The organism is Planctobacterium marinum (assembly GCF_036322805.1).
Lineage (GTDB): Bacteria > Pseudomonadota > Gammaproteobacteria > Enterobacterales > Alteromonadaceae > Planctobacterium > Planctobacterium marinum_A.
On the sequence record NZ_AP027272.1, the window covers coordinates 3613340 to 3630787 of the forward strand.

Annotated in this window: 13 protein-coding genes; 8 read left to right on the forward strand and 5 right to left on the reverse strand. The window is 45.9% G+C overall.

Going from position 1 to position 17448, the window contains the following annotated elements; all coding sequences use genetic code 11:
• From nagB-II to AABA75_RS15980, 4 genes are all read right to left on the reverse strand, one after another.
• Entirely contained in the window at nt 1-999 is a 999-nt protein-coding gene (gene nagB-II, locus AABA75_RS15965) for a glucosamine-6-phosphate deaminase NagB-II (protein ID WP_338294874.1), read from the reverse strand.
• Nucleotides 1000-1010: 11 nt separating this feature from the next.
• A complete protein-coding gene (locus AABA75_RS15970; protein WP_338293687.1) occupies nt 1011-1943 on the reverse strand; it encodes a BadF/BadG/BcrA/BcrD ATPase family protein in 933 nt (310 codons plus the stop codon).
• Nucleotides 1944-2036: 93 nt separating this feature from the next.
• Nucleotides 2037-4637, reverse strand: coding sequence for a family 20 glycosylhydrolase (locus AABA75_RS15975; RefSeq protein ID WP_338293689.1), 2601 nt, complete (start codon nt 4635-4637; stop codon nt 2037-2039).
• Between the two features lie 127 nt (nt 4638-4764).
• On the reverse strand, nt 4765-7440 hold the full coding sequence (locus tag AABA75_RS15980; RefSeq protein WP_338293691.1) for a TonB-dependent receptor: 2676 nt from the start codon (nt 7438-7440) through the stop codon (nt 4765-4767).
• A gap of 264 nt (nt 7441-7704) precedes the next feature.
• Here AABA75_RS15980 and AABA75_RS15985 point away from each other — a divergent pair, with 264 nt between their 5' ends.
• Genes AABA75_RS15985 through AABA75_RS15995 form a run of 3 tightly spaced genes read left to right on the forward strand, consistent with a single transcriptional unit; the run spans nt 7705 to nt 10570 of the window.
• Nucleotides 7705-8733 carry a LacI family DNA-binding transcriptional regulator gene (locus tag AABA75_RS15985; RefSeq protein ID WP_338293693.1) on the forward strand — a complete coding sequence of 343 codons (1029 nt, stop codon included), beginning with the start codon at nt 7705-7707 and terminating at the stop codon, nt 8731-8733.
• Nucleotides 8734-8745: 12 nt separating this feature from the next.
• Nucleotides 8746-10224, forward strand: coding sequence for a tryptophan halogenase family protein (locus AABA75_RS15990; RefSeq protein WP_338293695.1), 1479 nt, complete (start codon nt 8746-8748; stop codon nt 10222-10224).
• A gap of 58 nt (nt 10225-10282) precedes the next feature.
• On the forward strand, nt 10283-10570 hold the full coding sequence (locus tag AABA75_RS15995) for a hypothetical protein (RefSeq protein ID WP_338293697.1): 288 nt from the start codon (nt 10283-10285) through the stop codon (nt 10568-10570).
• On the opposite strand, the gene syd is transcribed toward AABA75_RS15995, so the two are convergent.
• A complete protein-coding gene (gene syd, locus AABA75_RS16000; RefSeq protein WP_338293699.1) occupies nt 10567-11130 on the reverse strand; it encodes a SecY-interacting protein in 564 nt (187 codons plus the stop codon). The genes AABA75_RS15995 and syd overlap by 4 nt on opposite strands.
• Before the next feature lie 52 nt (nt 11131-11182).
• Between syd and queF the strand changes: the two genes are divergently transcribed.
• The 5 genes from queF to AABA75_RS16025 all read left to right on the forward strand — a co-directional run bounded on the left by queF (nt 11183) and on the right by AABA75_RS16025 (nt 17339).
• Nucleotides 11183-12019, forward strand: a complete 837-nt coding sequence (gene queF / locus AABA75_RS16005; RefSeq protein ID WP_338293700.1) for an NADPH-dependent 7-cyano-7-deazaguanine reductase QueF — start codon at nt 11183-11185, stop codon at nt 12017-12019.
• Between the two features lie 119 nt (nt 12020-12138).
• Complete coding sequence (locus AABA75_RS16010) at nt 12139-13683, forward strand: GGDEF domain-containing protein (RefSeq protein WP_338293701.1); 1545 nt, start codon at nt 12139-12141, stop codon at nt 13681-13683.
• 2 nt (nt 13684-13685) lie between these two features.
• The gene (ppnN, locus tag AABA75_RS16015) at nt 13686-15044 is read left to right on the forward strand and encodes a nucleotide 5'-monophosphate nucleosidase PpnN (RefSeq protein WP_338293702.1); all 1359 of its coding nucleotides are present in this window, start codon (nt 13686-13688) and stop codon (nt 15042-15044) included.
• Nucleotides 15045-15151: 107 nt separating this feature from the next.
• Nucleotides 15152-15538, forward strand: a complete 387-nt coding sequence (locus AABA75_RS16020) for a DUF3192 domain-containing protein (RefSeq protein WP_338293704.1) — start codon at nt 15152-15154, stop codon at nt 15536-15538.
• The gene (locus AABA75_RS16025; RefSeq protein WP_338293706.1) at nt 15522-17339 is read left to right on the forward strand and encodes a hypothetical protein; all 1818 of its coding nucleotides are present in this window, start codon (nt 15522-15524) and stop codon (nt 17337-17339) included. Before AABA75_RS16020 ends, AABA75_RS16025 begins: the two co-directional genes overlap by 17 nt.
• The last annotated feature ends 109 nt before the right edge of the window (nt 17340-17448 follow it).

The window sequence follows — 17448 nt, forward strand, 5'->3', positions numbered from 1 at the left end:
TTACACCGTTTCGGTGACTTTTTTAAGTCCGGGAGGCGCATCAGGGTTCATCCCCATAGTTTGCGCCACGTGCTCCACATCCAGATAAAAGCGTAACATCACCAATAAGGGTAACAATCTGGGTGATAACCCACATTCAGGATGGCTGATGGTCAGCAGCCTGGCACCGCGATGCGCAACATCTTTTATCTGTTGTTGATGTACAACAAGGGATTCATCTTCAATAATAATATTGATGACCGCCAGCTCGCTTTCCACCAACGTCACCGGACCATGAATAAATTCGGCACTGCTAAACGCTTCTGCATGGATACTGCACACTTCTTTCAACTTTAGAGCGATTTCGCGGGCAATAGCATAACCAAAACCGCGACCGAGAACGACACAATGACGCAACCCACGCAAGAATTCAGCGGTTAATTGAGGTTTACCCTCGGTGATGGTGTGCAGCGCATTGGGAAGTTGATGCACGTCATCCAACAAATTGTTATCGCCTTTCCAAACTGCGGTAAGTTGTAATAGCGCCGACAGTGTTGCCATATAGCTCTTGGTAGCAGCGACCGCCAACTCGGCTTCGGCGCGAATGGGTAAAATCGCATCGGCCAACGCCGCCAAAGGCGAATAACCATCGTTAACCAGCGCGATACACCAGGCACCTGCCGCTTGAATCGCTTTAGTCTGATTAAGTAAATCCGGGCTTTTACCCGACTGAGAGATCACAATCGCCAAGGTGTTATGCAGCTGCAACTGCTTTTCATATACACCGCTCACAGAAGGAGCCGCAAAACAAACAGGAATACCCAACTCCACCTCAAATAGATATTTTGCAAATACGCCCGCATGGTCGGAAGACCCTCTGCCTACCATCATGATCATCTTGATGTCACGGCGTTTTATTTCTGCCACCAGGTGTTCAACCACGGGTTGATTGGCATTGAGTTGCTGCTTGATGATATCCGGCGTAGAAAGCGCTTCTCGCGCCATTAAACTGCTCATAATAAAACCTCTTATCAGGTTACTGAATGCGCTTCGTTTGCAGAAGCAACATCATGAATATTAAAAGATTGCGCACATTGGCGTGCGTACAAAACAGCCCCCTCTTCAGGCTCACTCAAAGGGGGCGAAATTTGTTTTGCCAGTTCGCTGGGCAGGTGCTCGGCAATAAGTGGAGCAAGGCCGCCAATCAGACTAAACCTGGGTGGTGCCTTGCTCAAAAGCTTGGTGCACAAGGATGCTATATAACCGACGCCGCTTTGAATAATGTTTGCAGCTGCCCTGTCACCACGCTCTGCCTGTAAAAAAACTAAGGGCGCCAATGCGGCAAACTCCTTAGGTGCCGCGTCAGCGAACCGCGTAATTAATGCCTGTTCGTTTTCACACCCTGTAAATTCCTGAATGGCAGCGACCAGTTTAGAGTCAGGCTGCAGGCCACTTAGTGCCTCAAGGCAGTATTGCACGGCCGACAGTCCAAACCAGGCTCCACTGCCTTTATCCCCTAACAAAAATCCGTGCCCGCCCAAGGTCAAAGAGCCGTTGTCTGAAGCTACCAGGCCACAACTTCCGGTACCGATAATAATCACACCGCCCGCTTTACCCTTATGTGCTCCGAGACAGGCAATTTCTAAATCTGTGGTGAGATATGCCGCCTTAAAGGGATGCTGCCACGTGGTGATGAATTCTTCACTCAGTGTTTCCAGGTTAGCTCCCGCCAGGCCTAATCCAGCAATGACTCGACTGTCGTCAGACTTATCCAAGCCAGCTTCTTCGCGCGCTTGTAAATAAGCTGCCAGTACCGATTCTTGCGCTTTTTGTGTACCTCTCAGTAGATTTGCAGCTCCAGACAGACCTGTTCCAAGTGTTTTTCCCTGAGCATCCTGGATAATGGCGCGACACTTACTTCCACCACCATCCACCCCCAAATAAAGCGTTGGCCTATTTGTCAATTTCACTCTCCCGCTTGCTGATATCTATATTAAAAACAATCAAATCCTTCAAACCAGATGACAACGCTGTCATTTTTGGACATAAAAAGAGCATCATATCGCTCTCAAATCCAGTACTGTAATCGGACTGACTTTCATAATTTTCATTGCGTCCGCGCCTTGCTCGGCATCGGACTTTTGAACCGTGCGGCAACTTAATTGACTGGCCTTGCTTTCTTTTACCAGTCTTCCGGATACTTCAAACCAAGGCTGCTCGTCCAATCGACACTGTACCCCTAAACCTTGCCACAAGGTGTTCACTTTGATCCCCTCTGTCGATTTACGCATTCCCGGCGGTGGTAGTCTGTAATTACCTCTGAACAACTTTTGCTCACTCATGTAGCCTGCAAGGGCAGCACTAAATCCCTGCCAGTCACGCAACTGCTGTTTGGATTGCGGCGTTTTATCTTGATAACTAAAGGTTTGAGCATCGCCGTACTGCACTTCCCAGTCCGCCTTGTGCCAGGCGCGCTCGGCAAAGGTTTGCAATCTCGGATACATTAAATACTCAAAGGTTTCAGGAGAACGCACTGCCTCGCTCCAGATTTGGCTTTGCATTCCGGCGATACCAGGTTGCGTACCTTGGTTACTGGCGGTGTAACTGTGGCCCATACGGTCTGTCCACTGGCTGGCGTTAGCGGCCAGGTTGTCCGGCATAAACTGGAAGACTTTGACACTATCGGTATTTTTCGATGCCCAATAATAACCGGTTTCTTTGGGGTGATTGGCATAAGGAAAATCGAAGTACAATACATCTGGATGAGAAAGCACGGTTTTCCATCCTTGTTCATCAAAGGCTTTAACCAGTTCGTGTCCGTTCCAATAGAGGGTATCCCAAACATTCACCTGATGCTGCTTACCTGCTTCCAGCTCCAGAACCTTGTGCATTCCATCACTCCAGCCGGCAGCGATAAGACCGTGCTTTTCAATAATGTCGATTACCCGAGTCAAAAACATCGGTTTTAAATCTTGAACACTATTAATAGTGTCATCGGTTTCAATCAGAGTTTGACACACCGGCGAGTTCACCCAGGCCCCGGCGGTTTCATCAGCGCCTATGTGATAAGTGGACAGCGGCGCATTAACGGCTTTATGCATGGCTTTTACTTTGCCAATTACGGTGTCAATAAAGTGATAGGTAGACTCCTGGCAGGGGTTCACCGTATTGTCATGGTAAAACTGTACTGAGCTGTATTGGGTGTCATCGGCAAAATCACTGAGCAAAAACTCTTCTGCAGCGGCGAGGTTTTCCTGCTTTTTGTATTTGCGATATCGCGCTTCCATAGCTTTGACAGCGGCTCGTGCATGGCCAGGTAGATCAAAGGAAGGAATTATTTCAATATGACGCTCATGGGCATATTGCAATAAGGCCTGATATTCTGAGACTGTTAAATAACCATTTACTGCACTATTTTTGTGGGGGCCACTGCCTAGTTGCGGTAAAAGACAGCTGTCTTCTTGTGGGTCAAAACATCTGAAGCCACCGATTTCAGTCAACTCGGGAAGACCCGGGATCTGTAAACGCCAACCTTCGTCATCGGCAAGGTGCAGGTGTAACTTGTTTAACTTCAAATAAAACATCTGATCCAGCAAGCGATACAGTACCTGTTTACCCAAAAAATTTCGGGATAAATCCACATGCACGCCGCGGAACTCGTAACGCGGCTCATCCTGAATATCAACCAGAGGCAGCACCGAGCCTTGTTTTGCCAATAACTGGTAAAATGACACCATACCGTGTTGCAGCCCTTTTCTGTCGGCCGCTTCAATATTGATGCCCTTATTTTCAATCTGTAAACGGTAGGCAGATTCAGCTAACTCATTATTGAGCTTCAAGGTTAAAGGCACACCATTTTGAGTGGTTGCTATGTTCGCTTTTTGAAATAGTTCCTGTATTACCCTGTCTTCAGTAAACTCTTGCCAATTTACCTTTATGCCAGTGTCGAGAGATAGCGTTTCAGCGGTATTCCACTCGGCCTTTTTAACCTGCGGGATGATTCTTGGCGTCACGCTGCTGTGCGGTGTCTCAGCTTTTTCCGGCTCAGCTTGAAGCGTTTGATAATGTTGATATAACCAGGTGGCATCTGCCAGCGGCAAGTTATCTTCAGGGTTTCGGCGCCATTGCTGCTCGCTTTCAAAAGGCAGCAAATGTGGCATCACTTGCAAGCCAGTGTATTTATCGATTTCCGGTATCGTAGATTGCACCACCAGCGGCCCTTCAGTATCAGACACCAAAAAATAGTTGGGCATAACATCAGAATGTGCGGCATGCCAGAAAGCCGCCTTAAATTGGATATCAACTGCGGTGCCATCGGAAAACTCATTACCTCTGAACAAGACCTGGTGCAAATCACCATTGATATGTTCTATATCAAGCTGCGGATGGTTGTCCCATTTTATGGGCGCAATATGGCTGAAATACAGTGCAAAGGGTTCACTGGTGACAGACTCCGGCAAAGAAAAACGCAATTTACCGGTAAAACAATCGCCAGAAAACAAGGCTTTACAGTCCTGGTTGTCGAGATTAGACAACACCTGGTAGTTAACCTGAATAGCATCTGCAAGCTGAGTTAATGACATGGCTTTGGCATTCACTTCGTTGCCCAGAATGGCCAGAATCCCAAATAAACTAATAGCTAAACCGCGCAATCTCATTAACTGTAACCTTTAAATATTCAAAACTTACTTTAAAAATCTGGCCCAACAACCCCCGCTGCCGGGCCAGCAACACACAATGTCAGTGTCATTTATATCCCTATAAAATCAACCAGACAGACACACTTTAGAACTTAAAGCTGGCTCCTGCGTAAAAGCGTCGGCCATTGGCACTTTGGGTACCACCCACGCGATGACCATCTGTGGCACGCTCGTAGTAGTTCTCCCAAATTTCATCGGTGATATTTAACGCTTCAAATTTCAGGCTGATCTCTTCTGTCACGTTCCAGCTGAACTGAGCGTCTAACTGGGATTGATCATCGCGATAGCGATTGCCAAATTCAGTGACGGCAAGGAAGTACTCTGAACGATAGGTATAGTTCAAACGCGCACTATAAATGTCGTTTTCATAATAAACGCCAGCGTTATAGGACTCTCTGGAGTTAAACGGCAAGCCAATCAGGTTGCCGCCGTCTTTAATATCACTTACATCATTGTAGGTGAAGTTAACGTAACCACCGAAGCCATTGTCCCAGGCGTGCTGCAGTTGTACTTCAATACCTTCAACTGTCGCCGTACCGGCATTGATTGGCGTGTTAAGCTGGTTGATTTGAACACCATTGACCTCTGCAGCGACAATTTTAGATATCACGATATCTGATAAGTCTTTGGCGAACATGGTGGCAGAGAACAACGAAGCATCGCTGAAATACCACTCAAGACCAAACTCAAAGCTTGTAGCACGTTCAGGTTTCAAATCTGGATTACCCGCCGAACCTGAGCTGGTTTCAGGCGTCAGGTTGTAAGATGCAGACAACTGGAACGGTGTAGGACGAGCAATAGACTTGCCTGCCGCAGCCCGCAATACCAGATCATCGGTGAGGTCATAAGACAAGTTCAAGCTGGGTAACCAGGCGGAGTAATCACCAGAGCGAGTTAGCGCTGAGCCATCGGCCAGATCATAACCGTTAGAGTCTTGATCAGTACTCACGTAACGCAAACCGACATTACCACGTAGATTTTCATCTTCGAAATTTGCCATGGTATAAAGCGCAGTGATGTCTTCTTTCACCTCGTACGACGCGTCACTTAAGAACACATCATTATTACGGCACAGTCCAGTTTCGCCACCAGTACACTCAGCAACGGCATATAGTGCGTTATACATTGCATCTCTGTCTGGCATGAAATAAGAAGCGGCAACACCATTAGTATTGCTGTGAGAAACATTTACCATGTCACCTGACCAAAACTGACTTGCAGGACCTAAGCTGCCCTCTCCTACTGCCGCCAGATTATTAAGACTGGTGCGGTAACGGTCTTGTGTGAAAGAACGGTCGCGTAACTTAATACCAGACTTGATGCTGGTAACGGCGCCCAAATTGACTTCATGAGTGTAATCCAACTGCAGATAGTTCTCTTTATCTTCAGAGATATTGGCCTGGTCGAAAATACCACCCAACCACATTTCGTCGCCCGGATTTTGCAACCAGGGGCTAGGGCCGGTGAAATCAATGTAAGGATTAGTACCACCCGGATTATAAAAATCAAAGGCAGCGCGTGGATCAGTGTGATCTACCCAGAACTCGGTAAAGAAGTCATTGTTAGTACCTTCACCTACAGTACGACCGATTTGCCAATGCAACTTGCCTGACTCAGTGTTGTAATTACCTTCAAAATCCAACAATTCAGTAGAGGCTTCTGAGCCATCACGGAAGATATTATCGTAAGCGATGTGACGGGCCCAACCTAGACGGTTATCCACGCCAAATACTTGTAAACTCTCAACAACAGCGTCGCTGTTTACTGTACCTGGGTTAGGATTATCTCCCATTGCAAACAAGCCCCGGAAAGGAATACCAATTAAGTTTGAATTCACGTTATCAGCTTTCAGCGTCGAGCTAAGATAATGTAGAGTTAAATCCAGGTCGTCACTTGGTGCCCATTGAGCGGTAATATCGTAACCAATGCGCTCGCGGTCTTGTTCAAACAATGCTGAGCCCATACCCCAAGGTAAAGCGCCTTTTTGCGATGCCCCCGCAGGTGCTTCAAGAGCGGGTTCGATGCGGTCAACCGTTGGACCAAACCAACCGAAGTCTTCGTTAGTTTCACGACGAACCGAACGCTCCTGGAAAGAAGCGGAAACTAATACACCAAAAGTCTCTGCGTCGTTTTTCCAGCTGTATAGCCCAGAAAAAGAAGGATCTGTATCCTCAGATAAATCATTGTACTGTGCTTCAACGGAGGCTTGCATGGTACCAGACTCCAGGTCCAAAGGCTTACGAGTGCGCAGAATAACAGTACCGCCAATCGCACCTTCATCAATGTCAGCTTGTGCTGATTTGTACACTTCTAATCCGGCTACCATCTCAGAAGCCAGCATTTCAAAGTTGAAGTTACGGCCTGCGGTATCCAGAACAAACCATTGAGCAGTGCCCACAGCCTGACCGTTGATCAAGGTCAGGTTTTGATCTGGTCTTGAACCACGAATGGTAACACTCTGTCCTTCACCAAAGTCGCGATCAATAGTGATACCGGGAATACGAGACAATGACTCTGCCACGTTTTTATCAGGGAACTTACCAATGTCTTCGGCATTGATCGCATCAACAATGGCGTTAGAAAAGCGCTTGGCATTGATATTGGCTTTTTGACTACCGCGGATACCGGTAACCTGGATAGTTTCGACATTATCGGCCGCTTCTTCCTGCGCAAATGCAGGTTGGGCCACCAGACTCAAGGAGCCAGCAGCAAGCGCCACCTTAATGCCATAAGACAGCCTGTTAAGATTGGTTGTGTTCATTTCCCCGTTCCTCTGTTTATCATTTTGACAACGTTGTCATTTCGATTTAAAAAATTATGACTCGGTCGTCTCTTGGCTTCCTGTTAAAACTGCTAAAAAGGAATGACAACGTTGTCAATTTCCCGTAACATTAATCTAACATTTTTAGCTTTGCAACCATTTAATTGCTTTTTTTTTAGCTAAGTCGTTACAATCCGTTTACAAAACTGCTGTAACAGTAGTACCTATAAGCATTGCAAAGCGAATACGCATTCAGGGGATTTTTTGAAAGCTACAATAAAAGACGTCGCAAAACTGGCCGGCGTATCCATAAAAACAGTATCCCGAGTTATCAATAAGGAAGATTCAGTTAAGCCTGATACCGAAAGTAAGGTTCAGGCTGCGATTGCAGAGTTGAACTATCAACCCAATAGCTCGGCCCGAAATCTCGCCGCCACACAATCTTTTGCTATTGGTTATATCTACGATAACCCCAACGCCTATTATGTAATTGATATGCAAAATGGCATACTGAAAGAGTGCCTCAGCAATGGTTTTGAATTGATTATTCACCCCTGCGACGCTTCCAATGAGCATATCGTGAATGAAGTCAAAGACATGGTGCGTCGCTCGCAGCTTGCGGGTTTAGTGCTGTCACCGCCCCTCTCAGAAATGCCGGAAGTTCTTTCTGCGCTGGATGAGATTAACATGCAATACGTGCGAATTTTGTCTGGCGCCAATGACAAAAAAACCGGCGGGCCTTGCGTGCTGATAAATGACCGAAGTGCCAGTGAAAAGATCACAGAGCATCTCATCAGCGTTGCCCACAAACGCATCGGTTTTATAACCGGGGACAAGGATCACCAATCCACGGATGAACGATTGCAAGGTTATAAATCGGCATTGAATAAACACCAACTGAAAGCAGATAAATCCCTCATTATTGATGGCAGATATTCTTTTGAAGCGGGCGTAGAAGGCGCTAAACAGCTGTTATCGTTAAAGCAGCCACCGAGTGCGATCTTTGCCTGTAATGATGAAATTGCGGCCGGCGCCTTGTTCGCAGCGAGACTGATGAATTTTGATGTACCAAAAGACGTGGCTATCGCTGGTTTTGAGGACAACCCATTTTCTCGCCAAACCTGGCCCAAGCTCACTACTGCAGCCCAGCCCACCAGTCTGATAGCAAGGCAGGCCACTTCCCTGCTAATTCGCACTATAAAAAACAAGCGCAAGGGCGATAAAGAAAAAATAGACAATCAATATTTCGAACCAGAACTTGTGGTAAGGGAATCGACAAAAATAAGCGAATAACGGCGAAAAACTATGATCAATTCAATTCTCATTGTAGGTGGCGGCACTGCCGGATGGATGACAGCCCTCTATCTGTCTTCCAGACTACCTACTGGTGTTAGTATCTCATTGGTGGAATCACAGGATATCGGCACGGTGGGCGTCGGTGAAGGCTCCACGCCGTATCTCAAACAGTTTTTTGATAGTTTGGATATCCCGGAAAAAGAATGGATGGCGCAAACCGACGCTACATATAAGTCGGGGATCCGCTTTGATGACTGGAGCCATGAATCTGGTTATGAAAGCTACTTTCACCCCTTTTTCAATGAGTTTGATAAAAAGCCTGCTGAAATGTTTTTCTATAACTGCGGGTTACGACGACGTGGTTTCGAAGCTAACGCCAACCCCGATAATTATTTTACGGCAGCATACATAGCCGAACGCTTCAAAAGCCCTGTATTGGCACAAGCGCCAGATATACAGGTAGATTATGCCTATCATTTTGATGCCACTAAATTAGGGCACTTTCTGAGAGACAAGGCCAAGTCCAATGGGGTGAAACACCATGTGGCCAATGTCACCAGTGTCGGAACCGACAGCAAGGGAAAATTGAAAAGTGTAATGACAGATACCGGGCTTAAACTGGTAGCCAACTTCTTTGTGGACTGTTCGGGATTTCAATCTCTGTTGGCACAAAAAACCTTGAAGCGAAAATTTGTCAGTTATAGCGACGTGTTATTTAATGACGCAGCGGTAGCTATTCAAACGCCGACGAAATCGCCCCATAAGTTCAAAGCACAAACTCGCTCGCTGGCATTGAAAAATGGCTGGATGTGGCAAATTCCCCTTACCTCGCGTTGGGGAAATGGTTATGTATATAGTTCGCGACATACCACAGCAAAAGACGCGGAAGATGAGCTAAAACAGACATTGGGACTCTCGCCAAATGCCGAAGTTGAAGCACGGCATTTGAAAATGAAGGTAGGTCGCCTGGAGGAGCATTGGGGCGGAAACTGTGTGGCTATCGGACTCTCTCAGGGATTTATCGAACCTCTGGAGGCTACCGCCTTAATGTTGGTACAGTTCGCCATTCAAAATCTATCTTTGATTCTGGAGTCAGGTAGCTTCTCTGGCCACGACATGATGCGCTACAACAAAGAGATGAATCGCTTGTTTGACGGCGTAAAGGACTATGTGTCCTTGCATTACATATTAAATTCCCGAAAAGACTCTCAATACTGGGTTGACGCGCGGGAAGAAACGATTGTGTCAGACAATATTAAGTACCTGTTGAAAGCCTGGGATAGAGGTGAAGACTTTGAGGCTGCGTTGAAAGTCATCGAAGAAGACCTGGTTTATTTGCGCCCCTCTTGGTATTGCATTTTATCGGGTATGGGCCGTCATCCTGAACGACTGCAGCCCACGGTAAAAGCCGGGCCGGTTAAAGTATCTATGGATTATTGTCAGCGTATCACAGATAAGTATTTTCCGGATTATTCTATAACCCCGTGAACATGATAATATGCCTGCAGTGTTAGTTTATGCAGTATCAATTTAATTGGAGTAAAATGTGTCCCCCGAGGTGCTTGCTGTTTGTCAGCAATTGATAAAAAGTGGTAAACCGGTCTCGGTTGGTATGCTAAAAGCCCGCTTGCCGGTAAAAACGCCGTTACCTGCAATTATTCAGGCAGTGCAATATTGCAAACAACAACCACAGGCAGTGGTAGATGCGCCCCCGGCTAATACGGAAAGCGTTACGAAACCCAACGAATCATCGGAAGCACAAAAAATAATGGAGTTGGAAACAAGAATTGAGGCGCTTGAAAAGCGCCTTGCTGTGCTTGAGCAAAAAGATTAAGCAACGCTCCGGTAAGGCAATGGTCTTAGCTGAGTAAAAAACTCGCTAAGACTACCAGCCAAAACCTCTTTTGGCTCTTTACCTACCTGTTCCAGCACCACTTCACCAGTTTGGTTTAACACCGAAATGATGAAATCTTCTTCATCGGTGACCGCAAAAAACAGCGTCTCTTGTTGTCGCAAACGACGTTTCATCATCACGTGAGCAATCAGGTTTTGTTGTAAGCGCACAAAATCATCTTGGTTCCAGGGCATTAACAATTGCAACCTACCCCGCTCGGTTTCAGCATCCAGGTTATCACTAAAATAACGCGTAAAATAAGCTTCCAGTTCAGGATTTGGGGTAACTTCCAGACCGTCCACCAGCGCCTGAAGGTTGTTAGATGGTGGCTGCAGTGCAGGCCCCCAGATCACTTCGCCATCGCTGTTAGCTGAACCTTGTTCTGCGGGAGAAATCCATTCAGGATCCTGTTCTATTAGCAAGTCATGATGATGGGCTTGTTGAAATTCACACCAGTGGATTACGAATTGATCAATTCGAGAGAGGATGTTGGTTGTCATATCTGGCCAGCAAATTTAAAATTAAATGAGTATCCATACAGATTAACAAATAATGACTAAAGACCTCTACCAGGAATCGCTAAATGCCCTAGCCCTCGGCAAAACCGTTGATTATCCCAGCACCTACGACCCCAGCGTTTTGGAGGCAGTGCCCAGAAGCTTAAACAGAAATCCTCTTGGGATTGGTGATACGGTGCCTTTCAAAGGTGAAGATCTGTGGAATGCTTACGAGTTCTCTTGGTTAAACCACAAAGGCAAGCCCATGGTGGCCCTGTTAGAATGCAAGGTGCCTGCCACCACCCCCAATATTATTGAGTCGAAGTCCTTCAAGCTGTATCTGAATAGCTTTAACCAATCTCGATTCCATTCGAGTGAAGAAGTTCATCAAAAACTCATTAAAGACCTAAGTCTGGTTGCTGGCGGCGACGTATCTGTCACTATGCAAGACTTATCTGCCAGCAATTTACCCGTAGTAGAGCTTCCGGGTGAATGCATTGATGATTTAGACATCGAAGTCACCCATTATCAACCTGATGCAAGTCTGCTCAAGGTCGACTCTGAACAAACAGTAGAAAAAACACTGGTGAGCCATTTATTGAAATCAAATTGCCTGATCACCAATCAGCCAGATTGGGGAAGCTTATACATCAGTTATCAAGGCCCGTTAATTGATGAAGCAGCATTGCTGGAATATATTATCTCCTTCCGGGAGCATAATGAATTTCACGAGCAATGTGTCGAGCGTATTTTCTGTGATTTAATGGCGCAGTGTCGGCCGCAAAAGCTAACCGTATTGGCACGCTACACTCGCCGGGGTGGTCTGGATATCAACCCTATACGTAGCACCGAGACGGAATCTATGGCTAATCTGAGACTGATCAGACAATAATCTTTAATTCGGCAAGGTAATCTTTGCACTACACTGTCAAGATAGCCAGAATTATGCTAACAATAGCATTGTGAATGGACCCCTCCCGCAAAGCAGAACCATTGAGGAGCAAAGCAAGCATGGAGGGCGCGAGAAGTGGTACAGGAAATCTAGTGGAAAACCAGCAAAAGCAAATCAGACTGCTGAAACATCAAGTTGCAAATCTCAGTGAGTTTATTATTCGGCTAACCAAAGTCTATGACGGCGGCTTTCCGGAGATTGATACAAAACTGCACACGTTGAGAAATCAGCTAAAGTCTTCTAGCCATTGGTTGCAGGCTGAAGCCTCTATCAGTGAATTAACAGGTCCGATACTGAAACATGCCGATGCACTTCGCTCATTCAATCACGAGGCTGTTAGTGGCCTTGAGACGTTGGCCAACCAGGTGTTAAACAGCGGCACTGCCGATGTTGAATTCAAGCAGCTATTAAACGACTACATCATTGAATTGAACAGCAGCTCTATGTCCCTGGGGGCTGTTTCTCATCATTTTCGCAAAGGGGCAGAATTATTATTTGCACTTATTGAAGCCCATCCTCTCAATAATAGTGAAGCCGCAGACAATGCCGGCATTACCCAAGAGCTACATGAGCAAATTACTCGAGAATTTAAAGAACTCATTGCCCAGTTGATAGCCTCTTCGCCGCAGGAGCAAGCACTTAAAGATATTGCCGAGCAATTAGAAGGTGGATTAAGTCGTCAAGAATTGATGCAATGCTGTCTGGTAGTATTGCGTACTCTAACTGATGAGTTGCTGCAGGAGCGCAAGCAAGCGGAGCGCTACGTCCACAAACTGCAAAAATCCCTCACGGGAGTGGGGCAAAAAGTAGAAGCTTCCATAAAATCTTCTGAGCAACAATACCAGATAAAATTAGACAACTCCAAAGCGCTGCGCTCACAAATAGATGATTTTGGTATTGAGGTTCACAACGCTATAGATTTGGCCATTTTAAAGCAACAAGCCAACGAAATGTTGGATAAAATGGCAACCACCTTAACCTCCAGAGAAATGCAGGACAAAGAAGAGCAGGTATCAGTAATGGAACTGTTGTCCAGCATGAAGGCACAACTGGCAACGTTAGAGAGGGAAACTGAAGCCTACAAACAACGCTTATTAGAGCAAAAGTACCACAGTTATCGAGACTCTCTTACGCAAGTACCAAACCGCAATGCATACAACGAACGCGTAGAACTGGAATATCGCCGCTGGAAGCGCCATAAGCATCCGATTTGTCTGGCGGTCGTCGATATCGACCACTTTAAGAAAATCAATGATAATTTTGGTCATGCCGCAGGTGACAAAACCTTACAGGTCATAGCTCAAAACATAAGTAAGTGCTTACGTAATACAGACTTTTTTGCCCGCTGGGGCGGTGAGGAGTTTGTGGTGCTGTTACCGCAAACACCGATAGCTCAGGTGAAAAAACCACTGGAAACCATTCGTAAACAGATTCAAAAGATCCCATTCAAATTTAAAGATCGCAATGTCAGTATCACCGCCTCAATCGGTGCCACAGAATTTACCCAAGGTGATACCATTGCTACAGCGTTTGAACGCGCAGACAAAGCGCTTTACGAGGCCAAAAATAGTGGTCGGAATCGCTGTATCATCATTCAAGGATAACAATGACATCAGTCCAATTAAATGCACTTGGCCCTATGAGCCAACTTTCTCAGCTTGAAGTTGATCGCCTGAACTTTACTAATAATAGAGAATTGCACACCTTATTCAGAAACTGCTGTCTCGCTGTACTCAACAGTGGTGCAGAAATTGATGACTTCAAACAAATGTTTGAGCCCTATCAAGACTTTGAAGTCAATCTGATACGCCGAGAACGCGGTGTCAAAATTGAATTGATCAACCCACCACAACTGGCATTTGTTGATGGCCAGCTGATTCAGGGCGTGCACGAACACCTGTTTGCAGTATTACGCGACTTGATTTACATGGGTGTTAAACTGGAAAGCCATGAACTGGACTTTACAGACTCCAGCCATGTCACCCATGCAGTCTTTGATATGTTGCGCAATGCCCGCGCTTTGGCGTCACAAAATGAGCCCAATATGGTAGTCTGCTGGGGTGGTCACTCTATCGGTGATATCGAATACAAATACACAAAGGAAGTGGGCTATCAATTAGGCCTAAGAGGCCAGAATATTTGTACCGGATGTGGTCCCGGAGCAATGAAAGGGCCTATGAAAGGCGCTACGATTGGTCACGCAAAACAACGCATCACTACGGGGCGTTATCTCGGACTTACCGAGCCCAGCATCATAGCAGCAGAGCCACCCAACCCCATAGTGGACGAGTTGGTGATCATGCCTGATATTGAAAAACGCTTAGAAGCCTTTGTGCGAATGGCCCATGCCATTGTCATTTTCCCCGGAGGCGTCGGTACATCAGAAGAGTTACTGTATTTATTGGGTATCATGTTGCATGAAAAAAACCAGCAACAAGTACTGCCTATCGTATTAACTGGCCCCAAAGAAAGCGCCGGCTATTTCGAAGCCATCGACAACTTTGTTGCCAAAACCCTTGGGCCAGAGGCACAATCTCTTTACCGCATCATCGTGGATGATCCCGTAGAGGTAGCACGCTATATTAAGGCACAGCAGAACGAAGTTAAGGAATTCCGCAAAAATATCGGCGATTCATACCACTTTAACTGGGCGTTGAGAATTGAGCCCGAGTTTCAACAGCCTTTTGCACCTAATCACGCCAATATGGCAGCTTTGGACTTGCACTTTGACCAACCAAAAGCTTCGCTGGCAGCGGCTTTGCGCCGGGCTTTTTCAGGCATTGTTGCTGGTAATGTAAAAGCTGAAGGGGTTGCCGAAATTGAGCGTCATGGCCCCTTCAAGCTCAACGGCGATAAAACGCTAATGGCTATGATGGATGATTTGTTGGTTTCTTTTGTGGCACAAGACCGCATGAAAATCCCCGGTGGTGAACCTTATGTTCCCTGCTACCAGGTGGTTTCCTGAGCAAATGCTGAGTTTAACGACCTGAATTGCGCGATTAACAGCGTTCAATTGCCAGGCTATTTTGGTTAAAATTTCCGCTGAGTTAAAGACGAGAATTATCGCTATCTATGAAGATCATCAAAGGCATTGCCATTGCGTTGGCCCTATACATCGCATTTTTTGTTGGCGTATTTAATTACTTTCCGGATAAACCGGAGACAATGGGCTGGGAAGATCGCCAGGATTACAATAAGGTCCAAATCGAAAAAATATCAGAGATCGCTATGGAAAAGGATTTTTATCACAAAGACATACTGACCATGTTAGGTGGTCCAGACATTAGCGAAGCAAAAATGTCCGGAGAGGACAAAATTCAAGTTATGTATTACCGCACCCAACACAAACGGGCAGATGGTATTACTTCTCAAGATGAATGCACACCACTCTTGTTTAAAAATGACAAGTTGGTAGCCTTAGGAGAAAAGGCTGAAAAACAATTTGAGAATGCGTTCTGATCCGGTAACCAATAGTTCCACAACGACTCACAAGATACCAAGCTCAGCGCGCATTGCTGAGCTTTACAAAACGCTGATAAAGCTGGATATCCGTTTTGAAAAACAAGATGTAAGCGCCAGTCATGTGGAACAAACCGAGTTGTTTTGCGAACGCTTTCTGGAAACCTTAATCAATTATCCGGCCCCTTTGCTGGCTCAACTACACTACAACAAATCTAATTTAAATTACTTTTATAATTTTCAATTTAACAGCCTGGTATTCTGTGGCTTGTTGCTGTTGCGCAATAACTTCAATCTCACCACAGCCCAGCAAATACTATCCGGCGTTCTTACCTGGTGCATTACAGCAAAACCCGAGATTGAAGCCCGTGCCGGGCAAAAAAGTGAAGATTCTGAATGCAATTTTAGCAAGATTAAGACGCAACTCATTCGAGCCTTAAGCCACTATCAACGGCAAATCTGGGTGGAGCTACTCACACACACCAGTGCCAAAGCGATGAGCCAGTTACAGAGGTTGGTAACATGCCGCAACACAGTATCGCCCAACAATGATTATTTGAGCGTCACATTGTATATGGCGTCACTTGTTACCCGCGCACCAGATAAGGCTGCTATTAGCTATAGTAAAGCAATGGTCAAAATAACTCAGACCTGCCATTGCTTCGCCCTATCCCTGATAGAACCATTAATGGACTACCCTGGTACAATACTTCCAGGATCGACCCTATTGTTGAGCGATAACCAAAGGGCATTATATTTAGGACGCCACCAGAGTGAGCTCTATTGCCTGACCTATTCAGCCTCGTTAAAAAATTATGATGAAGAGATTAGCGCCATCACTGAGTCTCAAATTCGTAAAGTTGCAGCCCCTGGCATCCTGAATAATATCAAGCTCGCTGATAAGTGGTGGGGACAAGCATGGCAAGAATTGCAAACCATTAATAAGGTATCAGACAGCCAAAAAATCTATGCCCGTGGCTTCAGGCTGGACAAGCCACCGGAATCCCTTGTGGCAGTGATTGAACATTTAAGCGCTCAAGACATTGATATTGATCAGTTGATTGCGCTGATAGAGTCCGAGCCCAGTTTTGCTGATCACTTACAGCTAACAGCCAGCCAACAATCGAGGGCTAATTTGCGCATTAACAATGTAAAACATGGATTGTTAATGCATGGCTTTGAGCGAACCCAAAGCGTTTTAGTAGAAAAAGCCTTAACCAGCCGCTTGAGTCAGCATCGGTTTCCGATGCAAGATATTATTTATCAATTCGTTAAATTATGGTCGAGCTTTGCACACGCCATCGCTTTGCGCCACCCCAAGTTTATACCAGAACAGGCCAGTTGTTGGGTGTACTTCGCAGCAGCGGGACTGTTCACCCATGGGGAATTAAAGTTAAAACAACATTGGCAATACAGTAATACCGACAGCACCAGAGACAGTCACAAAATCCAGCTTAAACAACCTCAAATGTTGTGGCAACACGCCTACAAACTTGCTTGCAGTTGGGCACAAGATAAGGCAATAAGAGATGCCCTACGAGACGGACTGGCGAAACAATCCCTGCCACCGACAGCCAAACGCTCCCTACCCCATGTCTTGTTGAACTTGAGTCTCAATTTGGCTTCTTCACTATTTTTCGAAGGTGAAGCTCCGGAGTTCGATTCTGATGAATATTTACAACAATATTGTCAAAGACTCGCGATAGACAGGGGAAGCTACCGTGACATTTGCCAAGAAACGGTGAAAAATTCCCACAATTATTGGCCTATTCACAACAAGTGCTTGTTTGGAAATGGCTAAACAAGCAAAAAAGTGGTATAAAGTGCGCGAATTATTCATTTCAAAATTCGTCGGAATTAAGACTACACTTTAAGAGCGTGTTGGTCGCTTAACCTAAGTTAATCGGGAA